Origin of the sequence: Hansschlegelia beijingensis (genome assembly GCF_014196425.1) — a bacterium.
Classification (GTDB): Bacteria; Pseudomonadota; Alphaproteobacteria; order Rhizobiales; family Methylopilaceae; genus Methylopila; species Methylopila beijingensis.
Map to the genome: position 1 here is coordinate 185,487 of NZ_JACIDR010000002.1, position 15,118 is coordinate 200,604.

Here is a 15,118-nt window from a genome sequence, read left to right on the forward strand (position 1 = left end):
CCCGATCTTCGCTCGGAAGGGCTGCGAAGGCTTTCTCTAGAGGGTCATCCGCGACAGCCTTGCTGGCGCCAAGGCCATCGATCCACCTGTCGAGCGCGCGCACGTCCGATCGCAGCACGCGCCCCGCCAAGGGAACCGACGCAGGTGGTTCGGCCGAGTCAAAGGTCGGAGCGCTGACGCCATAGTATGCCGCCGCGCATTTCTTGTTGAGGAGGCGAGGCAGATGTTTCTGGCGGTCGTCGTCAGCCATGATCGGCTCCCAATCTGTTCCCTCGCTCACCCTGCCCTCCTCTTCTCGCGCCCTGGCGCGTGCCACTCGATGATCTTCCGCGCGTTGCCAAGCGGATCGGCCCACCACGCCGCACCGCGCCAGGCGGCCGGCACCGGCAGCTTGTTGATCGCATCGATGAGCGGCGCCTGCGGGATGCTGGTGTAACGGCGGCTCATGTCGGTCGCGACGTGGCCGAGGATCTGGTCCTTCACGTGCGGGTGGACACCGGCCAGGACGAGCTGCGTCGAACAGCTATGCCGCGCCGTGTAGGGCGACACGCCATCGATCCCTGACCGTCGACGCGCGCCGAGGATCGCAGTCTTGAGCTGCCCGCCTCCGCGGCCGGCCGCGTTGTCCGTCAGCGGGTACTCGTCGCCGCGCGGCGTGCGGAACACCTTCCCGCCGCGCTGGCGCAGCGACTCGAACAGCGGCGCCAGGAAGTCGTGCATAGGGACGCCGCGCGGATCGCCCGTCTTCGAGCTCCGCACGACGATCCACAGGCCGGCGACGTTCACGTCGTCGCACTCGAGCGCGAACAGCTCGATCGGCCGCATGCCGGTATAGAAAAGCGCCGTCATCACGTAGGCCGGCGCCGGCGACATCTCGAGGACGAAGCGCGCGGCCGTCTCGTAGTCGATCGGCTTGCTGCCGGCGCGCGAGGCGCGCTGCACGACCGCCGTGCCCTTCGGCTTGCGCGGTTTAGGCCAGAGCCTTGGCTCCACCCACTGCTGGCGAGCCGCGTGGTTCCAGATCGCTATGAACGGCGTGTAGACCTGCCGGATGATCGTCTCGCGCGAGGCGTCAGGATGAAGGGCGTGAGCCGCCTCATCCAGATCGGCCGGCCTGAGCGACCGGAGAGAACGAGTCCCGAAACGCTGCCGCAGCGGCGTCAGGAACCGCGCTGAACCACCAGCTTCGACGTAGCGATCAGCAGCAACCTCGAAGGTAACCCGGAGCAACTTGTTGCGCCACGCCCGCATTTCCCGAGCATAGGCACTCCTCAGCGTCAGCGCCAATGTAATACTGTAGCCGAATCGTAGTCAGTTTGTGGGCGACGCCGTGGCTAAATTGTATTTTCGTGGCCAGATCGTAGTTTCTAAGTGAGGGCGTACGTATTCGCCCTTACGGGCGAATGTTTGCTTCATTCTCAGAATCGGATGATCGTGTTCGTGGGCTTAGCAACCCGGACAACAGCTAGGGTGCGTGTACCGCTTGGCGGCGGAGCGCGCTGACGCGGCAAGCCTTTGGCGAGGCGACCCGCAATGGACGCGCCTTGGCGGGCGCGCCGAACCTGGTCATTAGGCCGGGAGCGGTGCGCTATGTCCAGAGGGGGAAGCCCTTAAAAGCGCATCGGCCTGTAGCTTTCGCAGGTTGCTAACTCCCGGCTACCCGGTCCGCGTCCGGGCATTGGCCTTAGCAAGCCGAACGAAGGCACTCCAGATGAACACCATCCTGCACTCCGCCGGGCCCGTCAGTGAGCTCGCACCCTCCGCCGCACTCGCCTCCGAGCCTGGTTCCGAAAAGAAGCCAGCCCTGAAGACGCGCGAGCGCCTCCACGAACTTCTGAGCGCCGACGCGGCGCTCGACGCGTTTCTCCGCCTGCTGCAGCCCGCGATCGTCGCGGGCGTGGCCAGGCTCCGGCTCGACATCAGCGTGAATGACTTCTCAGAGCTCCTCGATCGCGCGGACGAGGTCGCCGACTTCAAGATCGGGGCGGAGGTCGCGGCGGCGTAAATTCACGACTCAACCTACCGGACCACTTCGTCGTAACGTTGCTCTTGCTGATCAACCCAGTGCAGGAGCCCACATGCGCAAGCTCTCCGCCTACCTGGCAGCCGCGGTCATCGCATGCGAGCAGATTGATCCGCCGGCCGAGTTTGCCACATGACCGAGCTTCCTGCGCGACGTTGCGAAAGCACGGTGGCGCAGGTCGCTCCGTCGGCCGGCTGAGATAATCGCCTCAGAACTCGCGAAACAGAGTCGCTCAGGAAAGCTGTTGGGGCGGCCCCATAGATCGCGCTTTCAGTCAGGGAGGACGTCCCGATGCAGGGAGCGAACGACAATGCCGCCCGGAGGTCGCAGACCTCGGGCAATGTCGCGCTCGCCGTCGAGCCCGACGAAGACGCCAGGGCGGCGCTTCGGGCGTTTGTGCGAGCACTTGCCTTGCGCCAGGCGCAGATCGACGCTGCCGTGACACACGACAACGATAACCTGCCAGCCTGATGCGCGCGGCGATCTACGCCCGATTTTCGACCGACTTGCAGTCCGACCGCTCCGTCGAGGACCAGATCGCGCTCTGCGCGGATTACGCGCGCCGACGGGGTTATCAGGTCGTTGAAACCTTTCACGATCGCGCGCGCTCCGGCGCGTCGCTATTCGGTCGCGATGGCCTCGCCCGCATGGTCGAGCGAGCCAAGGCCGGCGCTTTCGACATTGTCGTGGCCGAGGCCGCGGATCGCATATCCCGCGACATGGCGGACCTTGCCGGTCTCCATAAGCAGTTCGCCTTCGTCGGAATCGAGATCGACTGCGTCAACGGCGGCCGCCTCGACACGCTCCAGATCGGCGTCCACGGGCTTGTCGGCCAGATGCAACGAGAAGAAGGCGCGAGGAAGGTCCGGCGCGGGATGACGGGGGTGGTCCGAGACGGGCGGCATCCTGGCGGCCGCGCCTATGGCTATCGACCGGTGCTCGGCAAACCTGGCGAGCTCGAGATCGTACCGGCGGAAGCCGACGTCATTCGACGCATATTCACCCAGTACGCTGCCAGAGTCTCGCCGCGGTCGATCGCTGCCGCGCTGAACGCTGAAGGTCTCCCAGCTCCGCGCGGACCGCTGTGGAACGCTTCGACGATCAATGGGAGTGGACCGCGCGGCCACGGCATCCTGCGGAACCCAATCTACGCCGGCCGGATTGTCTGGAACCGGGTGCGCATGGTGAAGAACCCCGCAAACGGACGTCGGGTCTCCAGGCCGAATGGGGCCGAGGAGTATCACTGGGCTGACGCGCCCCACCTCCGCATTGTTGATCAGGATCTCTTCGACGCCGTTCAGGCGCGCAAAAGCGCGATCGGCGGCAGCAAGGGGCGGCGCGTTCCTCGGTCACCGCGGATTTTATCTGGCCTGCTTAAGTGTGGTTGCTGCGGCGGCGGCATGTCGATTGTCGGCTCCGACCGGAGCGGCCCGCGGATCATGTGCAGCAACCGGCGCGAGTCGAGCAGCTGCGCCAACGGAAGTCGCTACTACGTCGAGCGCATCGAAAGCCTGGTCGTCGACGCACTACGGTTCCAGCTCGCCGACCCCACACTGATCGACGAGTTCGTCGGCGCCTACTGCGCGGACCGTCGCTCGCGGGAGGCAGAGGCTCGCCGGTCGCTGGGAGCGACGGAGCGCCTGCTCACTAAAGCGAAAGCGAAGATCGCGAGGATCGGCGACCTGCTGGTGGACGGCGTCCTGGACAAGGCTGACGCGGCCCAACGGCTCGCGGCTCTCCGCGCGGAGCGCGATCGCCTGGAGGCGGAGGTCGCGACCGTGAAGTCGGAAGCGGAACGGCCGGACTTGAGATCGCAAGCCATCGACCGCTTCGGCGAAAATCTAGAGGCGCTGTCTAAAACGCTTATGCAGGGCGATCCGGTCGCCCCATTGAGCGCCACGTTCCGTGAACTGGTGGCAGGCGTAATCGTCAAGCCGAGAGCGGCCAGAGAAGAATATGCCGTGGAAATAGAGGGGAAACTGTCCGGATTGCTCGGGACTGACGTTTCGGCTCTTGAGTTGGTAGCGGAGGAGGGACTCGAACCCCCGACACGCGGATTATGATTCCGCTGCTCTAACCAGCTGAGCTACTCCGCCCCGGCGCTGTCGCGGCGTTCCGCGGGCGGGCGGATATAAGGAGGGGCTCCGAGAGGTGTCAAGCGCGGCCTCGCCGCCTCAGCGACGGGCGCGGCCGGCGCGGGCGGGCGTGGCGGCCGCCGGGTCGTATCCGACCAGGATGCGCCAGCCGGCGAAGCGGTTCTCCGGGATCGGAACGACGATGTTGTCCTCGATGTGCGAGAAGTCCGCCTGGGTCTGGCCGGCCGGCACGGTCACGTCCACCACATGATTCTGCGAATAGACCGGCCGGTTCTGCTCATCGACCACGGCGATCCTGAGCGGCAGCCGGAACGCGCCCGGCGCGCCCTTCGGCCCCAGGATGACGCGGCCCACGACCCCGACCCGCAAGCCCGCCTCGACGCCGAGGTTCGAGCACTCCCGCGCCGTGTCGGCGAGCGTCGCCTGGTAGCGCAGCGCAAACGGGTCATTCGAACCGGGCGTGTCGTAGACCGGGTAGGCCGCGGCGCCCTGCAGCACGTCGACGGGCGGGCATTGCCGCTTGATGGCGAGGTCCTGCGGCGGCGTCGCCGGCGGCGGGTTGGCGTTGCCGAGCAGCAGCTTGGTGGCGAAGCCTTCGCTCTTCTGGGCGGGCTTGCCGGGGTCGGCGTCGCCGCCGACCGTGCTGCAGGCCGCGAGAGCGACGAGGCAGGCGGCCGCCCCAGCGCGGGTCGCCTTCGCCAGGATTGCGTGGACGCGACGCATACGCAGACCCCCGGACTGGCGCCGCCAAATCGGCGACGGCGAGCGTTATAGCAATCGCCCGGCGAGCTTGGAAAGGCGCTCCCGGCTTGACAGCGCGCCGGCCGGGTCGCCATTTCGCGGACAGCCGACCGGGCGAGACGCGCCGCCAGCTGAGCGAGCTCCGGATGATGCCCAAGCCCCCCCTCAAGGTTCTTCTTTGCGCGCCGCGCGGCTTCTGCGCCGGCGTGGTGCGGGCGATCGACATCGTGGAGGCCGCGCTGGAGCGGTTCGGCCCGCCCGTCTATGTCCGGCACGAGATCGTGCATAACCGCTATGTGGTGGACGCGCTGAGGCGGAAGGGCGCGGTGTTCGTCGAGGAGCTCGACGAGGCCCCGGACGGCGACGCGCCGGTGGTTTTCTCCGCCCACGGCGTCGCGAAGTCGGTGCCGGAGGCGGCGCGCGCCCGCAACCTGATCGCGATCGACGCCACCTGCCCGCTCGTCACCAAGGTCCACCGCGAGGCCGAGGTGCATTTCCGCCGCGGCCGGCTGGTGATCCTGATCGGCCATGCCGGCCACCCCGAGGTGGTCGGCACGATGGGCCAGCTGCCCGAGGGCGCGGTGCTGCTGGTCGAGACCGAGGCCGACGTGGCCGCGCTCGCCGTCCCGGAGGGACGCGAGCTCGCCTATGTGACGCAGACGACGCTGTCGATCGACGACACCGCGGCCGTCGTGGCGGCGCTCAAGGCGCGCTTCCCGGCGGTCGTGGGGCCGCACAAGGAGGACATCTGCTACGCCACCACCAACCGGCAGGAGGCGGTCAAGCGCGTGGCGCCCCAATGCGACGGACTGATCGTGGTCGGGGCCGCGAACTCGTCGAACTCGCAGCGGCTGCGCGAGGTCGCGGAGCGCGCCGGCTGCCCGGTGGCGCGGCTCGTGGCGCGCGCCGAGGACATCGACTGGAGCGAGTTCGGCCACGTCCGGACGCTCGGCGTCACCGCCGGGGCGTCCGCGCCGGAGGTGCTGGTCGAGGAGATCATCGACGCCTTCGCGGCGCGCTACGACGTCGAGGTCGAGACGGTCTCGACCGCGGACGAGAACGTGTTCTTCCCGCTTCCGAGGGAGCTTCGCCCGGCCGCCGAGTGAGGCGGCCGTGGTCGCAGAGGCGCACCGCCCGGGATAAGCGCGGCCGCGGCGTTGCGGCCGGGCCGGCGAGACCGTAAGCAGCCTCCGCCCGCCCTCGCCGCCCGAGTCCCGAATGGCCGTCTACACCGAAGTTCCCTATGACGAGCTCGCGGCCTTCCTGCGCGCCTACGACATCGGCGACGTGGTGTCGTTCAAGGGCATCGCGGAGGGCGTCGAGAACTCCAACTACCTGCTCGACGCCACGCGCGGCCGCTTCATCCTGACGCTCTACGAGAAGCGGGTGAACCGCGACGACCTGCCGTTCTTCCTCGGCCTGCTGGAGCATCTGTCGGCGAACGGCCTCACCTGCCCGCAGCCGGTCGCGGCGCGCGACGGCCTGGCGCTGCGCGAGCTGTGCGGCCGGCCCGCCGCGCTCGTCACCTTCCTCGAGGGCGTCTCGGTCCGCCGGCCGACGGCGCGGCACTGCGCCGCGCTCGGGACCGCGCTCGCCCGGCTGCACGAGGCCGGACGCGGCTTTCCGCTGAAGCGGCCGAACGCGCTCTCGGTCGAAGGCTGGCGGCCGATGGCGGAGGCCGCGCGCGGGCGCAGCCAGGCTGTGGCGCCCGAGCTCGACGCGGCGATCGCCGCCGAGCTCGATTTCCTGGAGCCGGCCTTCGCGGCGCTCGACCTGCCGCAGGGCGTGATCCACGCCGACCTGTTCCCGAACAATGTGTTCTTCCTCGGCGACGAGCTGTCGGGGCTGATCGACTTCTACTTCGCCTGCGACGACGCCTTCGCCTATGACGTCGCGATCTGCCTCAACGCCTGGTGCTTCGAGGCCGACCAGTCCTTCAACGTCACCAAGGGGCAGGCGCTGCTGTCGGCCTATCACGCGGCGCGGCCGTTCCTGCCGCAGGAGATCGCGGCGCTGCCGACGCTCGCGCGCGGGGCCGCGATCCGCTTCCTGCTGACCCGGCTGGTCGACTGGCTCGACACGCCGCCGGGCGCCTTGGTCAAGAAGCTCGATCCGCTCGAATATCTGAAAAAGCTGCGCTTCCATCAGAGCGCGGCGGACGCCTCCGCCTTCGGGTGGCGGCCGTGAGCGCGCCGGACGCCCCGCTCGCGGCCCCCGAAGGCGCGCCGGTCACGCCGGGCGCGGTCGAGATCTTCACCGACGGGGCCTGCTCGGGAAATCCCGGACCCGGCGGCTGGGGCGCGATCCTGCGCTTCGGCGCGGCCGAGAAGGAGATTTCGGGCGGCGAGGCGCTCACCACCAACAACCGCATGGAGCTTCTCGCCGCCATCACGGCGCTCGAGACGCTGACGCGGCCCTGCACGGTCGCGGTCCACACCGACAGCCAGTATCTGCGCGACGGCGTGACCAAATGGATCGCCGGCTGGAAGCGCAACGGCTGGAAGACCGCCGACAAGAAGCCGGTCAAGAACCAGGACCTGTGGATGCGCCTCGACGCGGCGCTCAAGACCCACCGCATCGAATGGCGCTGGGTGAAGGGCCACGCCGGCCACCCCGAGAACGAGCGCGCCGACGAACTCGCCCGCGCCGGCATGGCGCCGTTCAAGAAGAAGCGCTAGCGCAGGGCGGCGGAGACCGTAGGCGGGCGCTTGCCGCATTTCCGCGCTCCTTCATCATCGGCCGGATGAAAGACTGGATCGCACATTTCCGCGCGGCGGCGCGCGGGCTCACGGTCTCGCATGCCTGGCGCGGCTATGGCTCTGCGCTGTTCCTTGAATTCGGCTCGCTGACGCCAACGACGCGGCGGGACGGACGTCCTGGCGAACCGGAAGGCGAACTCGGGCTGATGATCGAGTGGAGCTGGCGGATCGAGGACGGCCGGTCCATCGCGTGCGGCAGCTGGAGCGACGAGGCGCTGTGGCCGTCGATCTTCGCCCGCCTCGTCGGGCTCCGCGTCACGGACATCTCCACATTCGGCCGCCTGCCCGAACTGCTGCTCTCGCTCGAAGGCGATCTGCACGTCGCGTCCTTCATGACGGCCGAGGGCGATCCGGCATGGACCTTGTTCGACCGGCGCGGCGGCGGGTGCATCGCCGTGGGCTGCAAGTCGGGCTTGCTCGTCGCTGAATAGGAACGCCCCCGCCGCGCGCTTTCGATCAGGCGGCGCCCCGAGCGCCCTCCTCCGGAGGCGGCTCCTCCGTCACCAGCGTCGCGCGGTTCTGCTCGCGGATCTTGGCGGCCGCGTCGTCGTAGAGGAACGGCAGGAAGGCGTAGCGCACGCCGCGCGTGACGCGCGAGACGGCGTGCAGATAGGAGCAGGAGAACACCACCGCGCCGCCGGCCGGCGGCTTGAAGCTGCGCGGGCCGAACTCCGGAAAGCTCAGCTCGCCGCCCTCGAAATCGGCGTTGAGGTTGATCGACACCGCGAAGCGGCGATGCGCGGTGCCCGAGGTGGTGTTGTCGCGGTGGGCGCGAAAATGGCCGCCGTCCTCGGCCGAATAGCAGCCGACGATGTAGCGCTCCATGCGGTTCGCCACGAAGCAGTGCGCCTTGAGGATTTCCGGCGCCACGCGGCGGCGGATGCGGCTCTGGATCATCCGGATCAGTTCCGGATCTTCGATCTCGGCGTCCTTGCGGCGCTTGTGCGAGGCGTCGTGCATCGGGACGGTGCGGCCGTCGATCTGCCGCATGAAGCCGGATTCCTGGCCGCCGCGCGCTTCGTAATGCGCGATCAGGCGGCCGCAGAGCTCCGGCTCGAACACGTCCGGCAGGAACAGCACCGGGGCCTGCAGCTCCAGGCCGGCATGGCGCGCCGGCTCCGGCAGCGCCGCGAGAAGGTCGAACACGCGCGCCCGGTCGGAACCGTCAGGGGCGAACGGGATGTTGGCGACGACGCGCATCATCGGGTCGAGCACGAGCCAGAAGCGGCGCGCCTCGAGGCGCCCGTCGGCCGGCCGCGCTTCGCGCGGGATCGCGCCGTAGAGCCGGCTCACCATTCCGTCGAAATCGAAGACGTGCCGCAGGCCCGGCAGCAGCATGCGGGCGCGGCCTTCCGCCTCGTCGCGCGGGTCGAGGCTGACCCCGAAGAAGCAGGCGCGCACGTCGTCGAACAGCGCGAGGTTCGCCTCCACGGCGTCGAGCGTCGCGCGGGACTGCGGATCGCCGAGCGTCGCGTAGAAGCACAGCACGAGGTAGCGCCCGGCGGCGGTGTCGAAGGCGTAGCGCGGATTGCCGGTCGCCCGCTGCGAGAACCATGGCGCGGGATCGCCGCGCGCAAGGAGGACGAACGATCGCGGTTCGGACATCGGGCTCCCCGGCGGGCGGCGCGGCGTCCCAGGATGGGCCTGATGGCGGCGGGGCGAAAGTTGGGGTTCTCCCTAATGGCGGCCGATGTCCGCCGGCGGTCTTCCGTGCGCGCCGGCGCTCGCCATATGCGGAAGACAGAGGCGGGCATCGGGGCGCGATCGTGAGCGAAGCCACTTTCCTCGGCGACCTTCTGCAGACCATCGCTGAGCGCGGACGCCGGTTGCTCGCGCGCGCCGGGCCGCCGGACGACGGGCGAGGCGGCGCGCTGGCGGCGCTCTGCGAGCGGCTGCTGGCGAGCCGCGGCGAGGCGTCGAGCCTCGCTCTCGCACAGGAGATTCTCGATCGCTGGGCGGGCCTTCCGGACGGCGACCGAAGAGCGTTCATGACGATGCTGCTCGACGACTTCGGCCCGCGCCGCGACCGGCTCGACGCGGCCGTCGAGGCCTACCGGACGGCGCCCACGCCCAAGGCCGCCCAGCGGCTGCACGAAGCCTCCGAGCCGCGCCGCCAGGAGCTGATCCGCCGGCTCAACGCGGCGCCCGACGGCATGGCGGCCCTGGTGCGGATGCGCGAGGCGCTGCTCGCCCTGAAGGCCGACGATCCCGGGCTCGCGGTCGTGGACGACGATTTCGCCCATCTGTTCGGCTCGTGGTTCAACCGCGGCTTCCTGGTGCTGCGGCGGATCGACTGGGCCTCGCCGGCGAGCGTGCTGGAGAAGATCATCCGCTACGAGGCGGTGCACGAGATCCGCGACTGGGAGGAGCTGCGGCGGCGGCTCGAGCCGCCGGACCGGCGCTGCTTCGCGTTCTTCCATCCGCGGCTGGTCGACGAGCCGCTGATCTTCGTCGAGGTGGCGCTGACGACCGACATGCCGGCGACCGTCGCCGAGGTGCTGTCGCCGGAGCGCGCCCCGATCCCCGCCGAGCAGGCGAGCGCCGCCGTGTTCTATTCGATCTCGAACTGCCAGGAGGGGCTGCGCGGCGTCTCCTTCGGCAATTTCCTGATCAAGCAGGTCGTGCAGGATCTCCGCCGCGATCTGCCGGAGCTCGCCACCTTCGTGACGCTGTCGCCGGTTCCGGGCTTCGCCGCCTGGCTCGCGCGCGAGCGGGAGGCGCCGGACTCCGAGGCGCTCGGCGCCGAGGATCGCGCGCTGCTCGCGGCTCTCGACGACCGCGGCTGGATGGACGATCCGGAGGCGGCCGAGAGGCTGCGGCCGGTGATGAGCCGCGCCTGCGCCTGGTATCTGGTGCACGCCCGCAACGGACGCGGCGGCGTGATCGACCCGGTCGCCCGCTTCCACCTCGGCAATGGCGCGCGGCTTGAACGCGTCAACTTCCTCGCGGACCGTTCGGCGCGGGCGATGCGGCAGGCGCACGGCATGATGGTCAACTACCTCTACGAGCTGGAGAAGATCGAGGCCAACCACGAGGCGTTCTTCGACCGCGGCGAGGTCGCGACCTCCTCTTCCGTGCGTCGGCTCGCCCGCCGCCAGCGGAGCCCGGAGGTCAAGCCGGCGGCGCTTCCCGCCAGCTGATCGCCACTCCGCCGGACGGTTGCAGCCGCCTAGCGCGGCGCCCAGATCGGTGAAGCGCGGCGTGGCGCATGAGAGCGAAGCGGACGCGCTCCGCCGCCCAAGCAAGGAGGCGCCAATGACCATGACGCGTGAGGACGTGATCGGCGTGATCGGCCCTGCCGACGACGTTCTGGTCGCGGAGATCGTCGCGACCGGGGCGACGCCGGAGGAGCTTGCGGAAGCCTGGGCCTGGCTCAATGCCGACGAAGCGCTGCTGAACGAGGGCCGTCCCCTGCCCGCTCCGCGGGTCGCCGCGCTCGCCGAACTGCTGCGCCCGGAGGAAGACGAAGAGGCCTGAACGCCGGCAATGCGCGGGCGCAAACGGTCATCCGCGCGCGGCGCCATGGACGAAGCGGCGCCGCGCGTCTATCTGCGCGGCCATGCCGGTCATCTCCATCTCCAATCTCTCCAAGACCTACGCCTCGGGCTTCGAGGCGCTGAAGAGCGTCAACCTCGCCATCGAGCGCGGCGAGATCTTCGCGCTGCTCGGTCCGAACGGCGCGGGCAAGACGACGCTGATCAGCATCGTCTGCGGCATCGTCAACGCCAGCTCGGGCACCGTCGAGGTTGAGGGACGCAACATCGTCTCGGACTTCCGCGCGGCGCGGTCGGCCATCGGCCTGGTTCCGCAGGAGCTCACGACGGACCATTTCGAGACCGTCTGGGCGACCGTCAATTTCAGCCGCGGCCTGTTCGGCAAGCCCAAGAACCCGGCCTATGTCGAGAAGATCCTGCGCGACCTGTCGCTGTGGGAGAAGCGCGATTCGAAGATCCTGACGCTGTCGGGCGGCATGAAGCGCCGCGTGCTGATCGCCAAGGCGCTGGCGCATGAGCCGCGGGTGCTGTTCCTCGACGAGCCGACCGCCGGCGTCGACGTCGAGCTCAGGCGCGACATGTGGGAGCTCGTCCGGGCGCTGCGCGAGACCGGCGTCACGATCATCCTGACGACCCATTACATCGAGGAAGCCGAGGAGATGGCCGACCGGGTCGGCGTCATCAGCAATGGCGAGATCATCCTGACCGAGGACAAGGCCGCGCTGATGTCGAAGCTCGGCCGCAAGCAGCTGATCCTCAATCTTCCCGAAGCCCTGCCGCGCGTTCCGCCGCGGCTCGAGGGGCACAACCTCGAACTCGCCGACGACGGCTGCTCGCTGGTCTACACCTACGACACCAAGGCCGAGCGCACGGGCATCACGGGCCTGCTGACCGATCTCGCAGCCGCCGGCATCCGCTTCAGCGACCTGCAGACGCGGCAGAGCTCGCTCGAAGAAATCTTCGTGGACCTGGTGAGGGCCCGCCGATGAACTTCCGCGCCATCCAGGCGATCTACCTGTTCGAGATGGCCCGCGCCTGGCGCACGCTGCTGCAGAGCATCGTGTCGCCGGTGCTGTCGACCTCGCTCTATTTCGTGGTGTTCGGCGCGGCGATCGGCTCGCGCATCCAGGAGATCGACGGCGTCCCGTACGGGGCCTACATCGTTCCGGGCCTGATCATGCTCTCGCTGCTGACGCAGAGCATCTCGAACGCGGCCTTCGGCATCTACTTCCCGCGCTTCTCGGGCACGATCTACGAAGTGCTGTCGGCGCCGGTCTCCTACGTTGAGATCGTGATCGCCTATGTCGGGGCCGCGGCCAGCAAATCGATCCTGCTCGGCCTGATCATCCTGGCGACCGCCGCGCTGTTCGTGCCGCTGCAGATCCAGCACCCGATCTGGATGATCTCGTTCCTCGTCCTGACGGCCGTGACCTTCAGCCTGTTCGGCTTCATCATCGGCATCTGGGCGGATGGCTTCGAGAAGCTGCAGCTGGTGCCGCTGCTGATCGTCACCCCGCTCACCTTCCTGGGCGGGAGCTTCTACTCGATCGACATGCTGCCGCCGTTCTGGCGCGGCGTCACGCTGTTCAACCCGGTGGTCTATCTGGTGAGCGGCTTCCGCTGGAGCTTCTATGGCCGCTCCGACCTCGGGGTCGGGATCAGCCTGGGCATGACGCTGGTGTTCCTGGTCGCCTGCCTGCTCGCGGTGCGCTGGATCTTCAAGACCGGATACCGCCTGAAGGCCTGACCGGCCTCACCAGGGGTCGGTCATCTCCGGCGCGGCGCGGCCCTGCTCGCGGCGGGCTTCGCGCTCCTGCTCGAAGCGCCGGCGGATGTAGACCCCGGGGTCGTCCGGCAACGTCTCGAGCCACTGCCGCGACGCGTAGACGGTCTTGTACATGATGCTGTCGCTGTGGAGCGCCGGCTGATCGGACGTCTGGCGCGCGACGTTCATGGAGGCGTCGCCGGTGCGCCCCGGCCCCTGCGCCGCGCCGATCGAGCCGGTCGCCTTGCCGGCCCGGGAGGAGGCGCTTCCCTGATCGCCGCGGCTGACCCGGAAGGCCTTGCTCGATCCGGCTCCCTCCGCCTGCTTGCCGGAGTCGCGATCGCCGGCCGCTCCCTGACCCTCGGACTCGACGTCGTTCTCGGCGGCCGCCGGCGCGTCGCCGCCGCGCTTGTTCTCGGTCGCCGCGGCCTGCGCGCCGTTCCGCGCGTCCGGTCCATCGCCGCGCCTGACGCGGATCAGCGACTCGACCAGGGCGAGGTTGTACCGGGCGTCCTCGTCGTTGGGATCGCGGCTCAGCGCCTCGTCGAAAGCCTCGACCGCCTCCTTCAGCCGGCCGGCGCGGGCCAGCGCCGTCCCCAGGTCGTAAGCCTGTCCGGGGAAGTCGGCCTGGCGGAAGGCCTCGGCGGCTTCGGCGTAACGGCCGCGCTCGTAGAGCGCCGCGCCGTTCCATGCGGCCCCGCCCAGAACGAACGCCCCGACCCGCGGCAAACCGGCGTCGAACAAGGCCCGGCCGATCCGCTGACGGGAATCGGTCAGGCCGAGGGCGGCGACGATCAGCACGACGAGGATCAGGATCCGGATCACGAACGCTCCCGGGAAACGGTCGGGTCCATGCTAGCGCGACGCGGGGCCGCCGTCGCCAGCCGGTTCCGGATATGGCCAAGGCCGCTCGCTGGCGCCATTCTCGCCCGCGGCTTACCGGGGTGCTCACTATGCCGCCAATGATCCGAAACGCGCTCGAGCTGCTGGCGGCGCTTGCCCTGATGGCGGTGCTGTTCTCGGTCGCCTTCCTGCTGTCCACCACCACGCCGCAGGTGCATATCGGCTGGTTCTTCGGGGGCGCCGGACTGGTGTACTCGATGCTGGTGCTGTTCTACCTCAACCGCTGAGCGAGCCTCAGCCGCGCTCCCGGTCGAGCAGCGCGCGCTTCCTGTCCGCCCCCCAACGATAGCCCGAGAGCCCGCCGTCGCTGCGCAGGACGCGGTGGCACGGAATCGCGACCGCGAGCGCGTTCGCCGCGCAGGCGCCCGCCACCGCCCGCACCGCCTGCGGGGCGCCCGTGCGGCGGGCGAGTTCGGCGTAGCTCACCGTTTCGCCCGCCGGGACGGCGGCGAGCGCCGCCCAGACCCGCTGCTGGAAGACGGTGCCGCGGATGTCGAGCGGCAGGTCGAACCCGTCCGAGGGTCGCTCGACGAGCGCCACGACCCGCGCCGTCACGGCGGCGAAGTCCTCGCTCGCCTCGGACAGGACGGCGCCCGGGAACCGGCCGCGAAGCTCGGCCAGGAGCGGCTCCGGCGCGTCGCCCAGCAGGATGGCGCAGACGCCCCGCTCGCTTTGCGCCGCGAGCACGCTGCCGAGCCAACAGTCCGCGACGGCGTAACGGATCTCGGCCCCCGCGCCGCCCGCCCGGTATTGCGACGGCGTCATGCCGAGCAGCCGGTCGGCGGCTTCGTAGAACCGTCCGCTCGAGCCGAAACCGGCATCATAGATCGCCTCCGTGACCGAGCCCGCGCGGCCGCCCAGAACCTCCCGCAGGCGGGCCGCCCGCAGCCCGTCCGCATAGGCCTTCGGCGTGACGCCGGTGACGGACCGGAACAGCCGATGAAATCGCGAGGCGCTCAATCCCGCCTCCCGGGCCAGCGCGGCGAGACCCGGCGGCTCGTCGGCGGCGGCCTCAAGCGTCCGGCAGGCCTGCGCCACGCGCGCGGCGGCCGTCTCGGCCACGCCGCCGGCGTCGGGCGCGCAGCGCCGGCAGGGGCGGAAGCCGGCCAGAGCCGCCTGCGCCGGGCCGGCGAAGAACGAGACGTTCTCGGGCTTGGCGCGCCTGGCCGGACAGGACGGTCGGCAATAGACGCCCGTGGTGCGCACGGCGTAGACGAACGCGCCGTCCTGGCGCCGGTCGCGCGCGGCCACGGCGCGCCAGCGCGGATCCTCCTCGGTCAAGGCGCGAGCCGTCGTCAGGACCATGGTCGCCTCCTGCTCCCAAAGCTTCGAGGGCG

At 69.7% G+C, this 15,118-nt stretch carries 17 protein-coding genes and 1 tRNA gene; 12 read left to right on the forward strand and 6 right to left on the reverse strand.

Annotated features, from left to right (window positions below):
- Positions 1 to 276 precede the first annotated feature (276 nt).
- Positions 277 to 1,287 carry a tyrosine-type recombinase/integrase gene (locus GGR24_RS07295; protein ID WP_183394691.1) on the reverse strand — a complete coding sequence of 337 codons (1,011 nt, stop codon included), beginning with the start codon at positions 1,285 to 1,287 and terminating at the stop codon, positions 277 to 279.
- A 424-nt stretch (positions 1,288 to 1,711) separates the two neighbouring features.
- Here GGR24_RS07295 and GGR24_RS07300 point away from each other — a divergent pair, with 424 nt between their 5' ends.
- From GGR24_RS07300 to GGR24_RS07310, 3 genes are all read left to right on the forward strand, one after another.
- Positions 1,712 to 2,005: a hypothetical protein gene (locus GGR24_RS07300; RefSeq protein ID WP_183394692.1), complete on the forward strand. Its 294-nt coding sequence runs from the start codon at positions 1,712 to 1,714 to the stop codon at positions 2,003 to 2,005.
- Positions 2,006 to 2,314: 309 nt separating this feature from the next.
- Positions 2,315 to 2,494 (forward strand): hypothetical protein, encoded by a 180-nt coding sequence (locus GGR24_RS07305; protein WP_183394693.1) that lies wholly within the window; start codon positions 2,315 to 2,317, stop codon positions 2,492 to 2,494.
- On the forward strand, positions 2,494 to 4,086 hold the full coding sequence (locus GGR24_RS07310; RefSeq protein ID WP_183395193.1) for a recombinase family protein: 1,593 nt from the start codon (positions 2,494 to 2,496) through the stop codon (positions 4,084 to 4,086). Before GGR24_RS07305 ends, GGR24_RS07310 begins: the two co-directional genes overlap by 1 nt.
- On the opposite strand, the gene GGR24_RS07315 is transcribed toward GGR24_RS07310, so the two are convergent.
- Positions 4,043 to 4,119: transfer RNA gene (locus tag GGR24_RS07315), tRNA-Met, on the reverse strand. The two genes, GGR24_RS07310 and GGR24_RS07315, sit on opposite strands and share 44 nt — an antisense overlap.
- A 78-nt stretch (positions 4,120 to 4,197) precedes the next feature.
- Complete coding sequence (locus GGR24_RS07320) at positions 4,198 to 4,842, reverse strand: hypothetical protein (protein ID WP_183394694.1); 645 nt, start codon at positions 4,840 to 4,842, stop codon at positions 4,198 to 4,200.
- 167 nt (positions 4,843 to 5,009) lie between these two features.
- Here GGR24_RS07320 and ispH point away from each other — a divergent pair, with 167 nt between their 5' ends.
- The 4 genes from ispH (at position 5,010) to GGR24_RS07340 (ending at position 8,050) form a co-directional block, all read left to right on the forward strand.
- On the forward strand, positions 5,010 to 5,966 hold the full coding sequence (gene ispH / locus GGR24_RS07325) for a 4-hydroxy-3-methylbut-2-enyl diphosphate reductase (RefSeq protein ID WP_183395194.1): 957 nt from the start codon (positions 5,010 to 5,012) through the stop codon (positions 5,964 to 5,966).
- Positions 5,967 to 6,078: 112 nt separating this feature from the next.
- Complete coding sequence (locus GGR24_RS07330; protein WP_183394695.1) at positions 6,079 to 7,047, forward strand: homoserine kinase; 969 nt, start codon at positions 6,079 to 6,081, stop codon at positions 7,045 to 7,047.
- Positions 7,044 to 7,538 (forward strand): ribonuclease HI, encoded by a 495-nt coding sequence (gene rnhA, locus GGR24_RS07335; protein WP_183394696.1) that lies wholly within the window; start codon positions 7,044 to 7,046, stop codon positions 7,536 to 7,538. Before GGR24_RS07330 ends, rnhA begins: the two co-directional genes overlap by 4 nt.
- Positions 7,539 to 7,603: 65 nt before the next feature.
- Positions 7,604 to 8,050 carry a hypothetical protein gene (locus GGR24_RS07340; RefSeq protein WP_183394697.1) on the forward strand — a complete coding sequence of 149 codons (447 nt, stop codon included), beginning with the start codon at positions 7,604 to 7,606 and terminating at the stop codon, positions 8,048 to 8,050.
- Positions 8,051 to 8,075: 25 nt separating this feature from the next.
- Here GGR24_RS07340 and GGR24_RS07345 read toward each other — a convergent pair whose 3' ends face one another.
- Entirely contained in the window at positions 8,076 to 9,224 is a 1,149-nt protein-coding gene (locus tag GGR24_RS07345; RefSeq protein WP_183394698.1) for a 2OG-Fe(II) oxygenase, read from the reverse strand.
- Between the two features lie 161 nt (positions 9,225 to 9,385).
- Between GGR24_RS07345 and GGR24_RS07350 the strand changes: the two genes are divergently transcribed.
- The 4 genes from GGR24_RS07350 to GGR24_RS07365 all read left to right on the forward strand — a co-directional run bounded on the left by GGR24_RS07350 (position 9,386) and on the right by GGR24_RS07365 (position 12,860).
- Positions 9,386 to 10,759, forward strand: a complete 1,374-nt coding sequence (locus GGR24_RS07350; RefSeq protein ID WP_183394699.1) for a malonyl-CoA decarboxylase domain-containing protein — start codon at positions 9,386 to 9,388, stop codon at positions 10,757 to 10,759.
- A gap of 115 nt (positions 10,760 to 10,874) precedes the next feature.
- Positions 10,875 to 11,096, forward strand: coding sequence for a hypothetical protein (locus GGR24_RS07355; RefSeq protein ID WP_183394700.1), 222 nt, complete (start codon positions 10,875 to 10,877; stop codon positions 11,094 to 11,096).
- An 82-nt stretch (positions 11,097 to 11,178) separates the two neighbouring features.
- Entirely contained in the window at positions 11,179 to 12,102 is a 924-nt protein-coding gene (locus GGR24_RS07360) for an ABC transporter ATP-binding protein (protein ID WP_183394701.1), read from the forward strand.
- Entirely contained in the window at positions 12,099 to 12,860 is a 762-nt protein-coding gene (locus GGR24_RS07365) for an ABC transporter permease (RefSeq protein WP_183394702.1), read from the forward strand. Before GGR24_RS07360 ends, GGR24_RS07365 begins: the two co-directional genes overlap by 4 nt.
- A 6-nt stretch (positions 12,861 to 12,866) precedes the next feature.
- Here the strand turns inward: GGR24_RS07365 and GGR24_RS07370 are convergent, their stop codons facing one another.
- Positions 12,867 to 13,703: a tetratricopeptide repeat protein gene (locus GGR24_RS07370; protein WP_183394703.1), complete on the reverse strand. Its 837-nt coding sequence runs from the start codon at positions 13,701 to 13,703 to the stop codon at positions 12,867 to 12,869.
- A 128-nt stretch (positions 13,704 to 13,831) separates the two neighbouring features.
- Between GGR24_RS07370 and GGR24_RS07375 the strand changes: the two genes are divergently transcribed.
- Positions 13,832 to 14,008, forward strand: coding sequence for a hypothetical protein (locus GGR24_RS07375; RefSeq protein WP_183394704.1), 177 nt, complete (start codon positions 13,832 to 13,834; stop codon positions 14,006 to 14,008).
- A 7-nt stretch (positions 14,009 to 14,015) separates the two neighbouring features.
- Here the strand turns inward: GGR24_RS07375 and ada are convergent, their stop codons facing one another.
- The gene (gene ada / locus GGR24_RS07380; protein ID WP_183395195.1) at positions 14,016 to 15,086 is read right to left on the reverse strand and encodes a bifunctional DNA-binding transcriptional regulator/O6-methylguanine-DNA methyltransferase Ada; all 1,071 of its coding nucleotides are present in this window, start codon (positions 15,084 to 15,086) and stop codon (positions 14,016 to 14,018) included.
- Between the last annotated feature and the right edge of the window lie 32 nt (positions 15,087 to 15,118).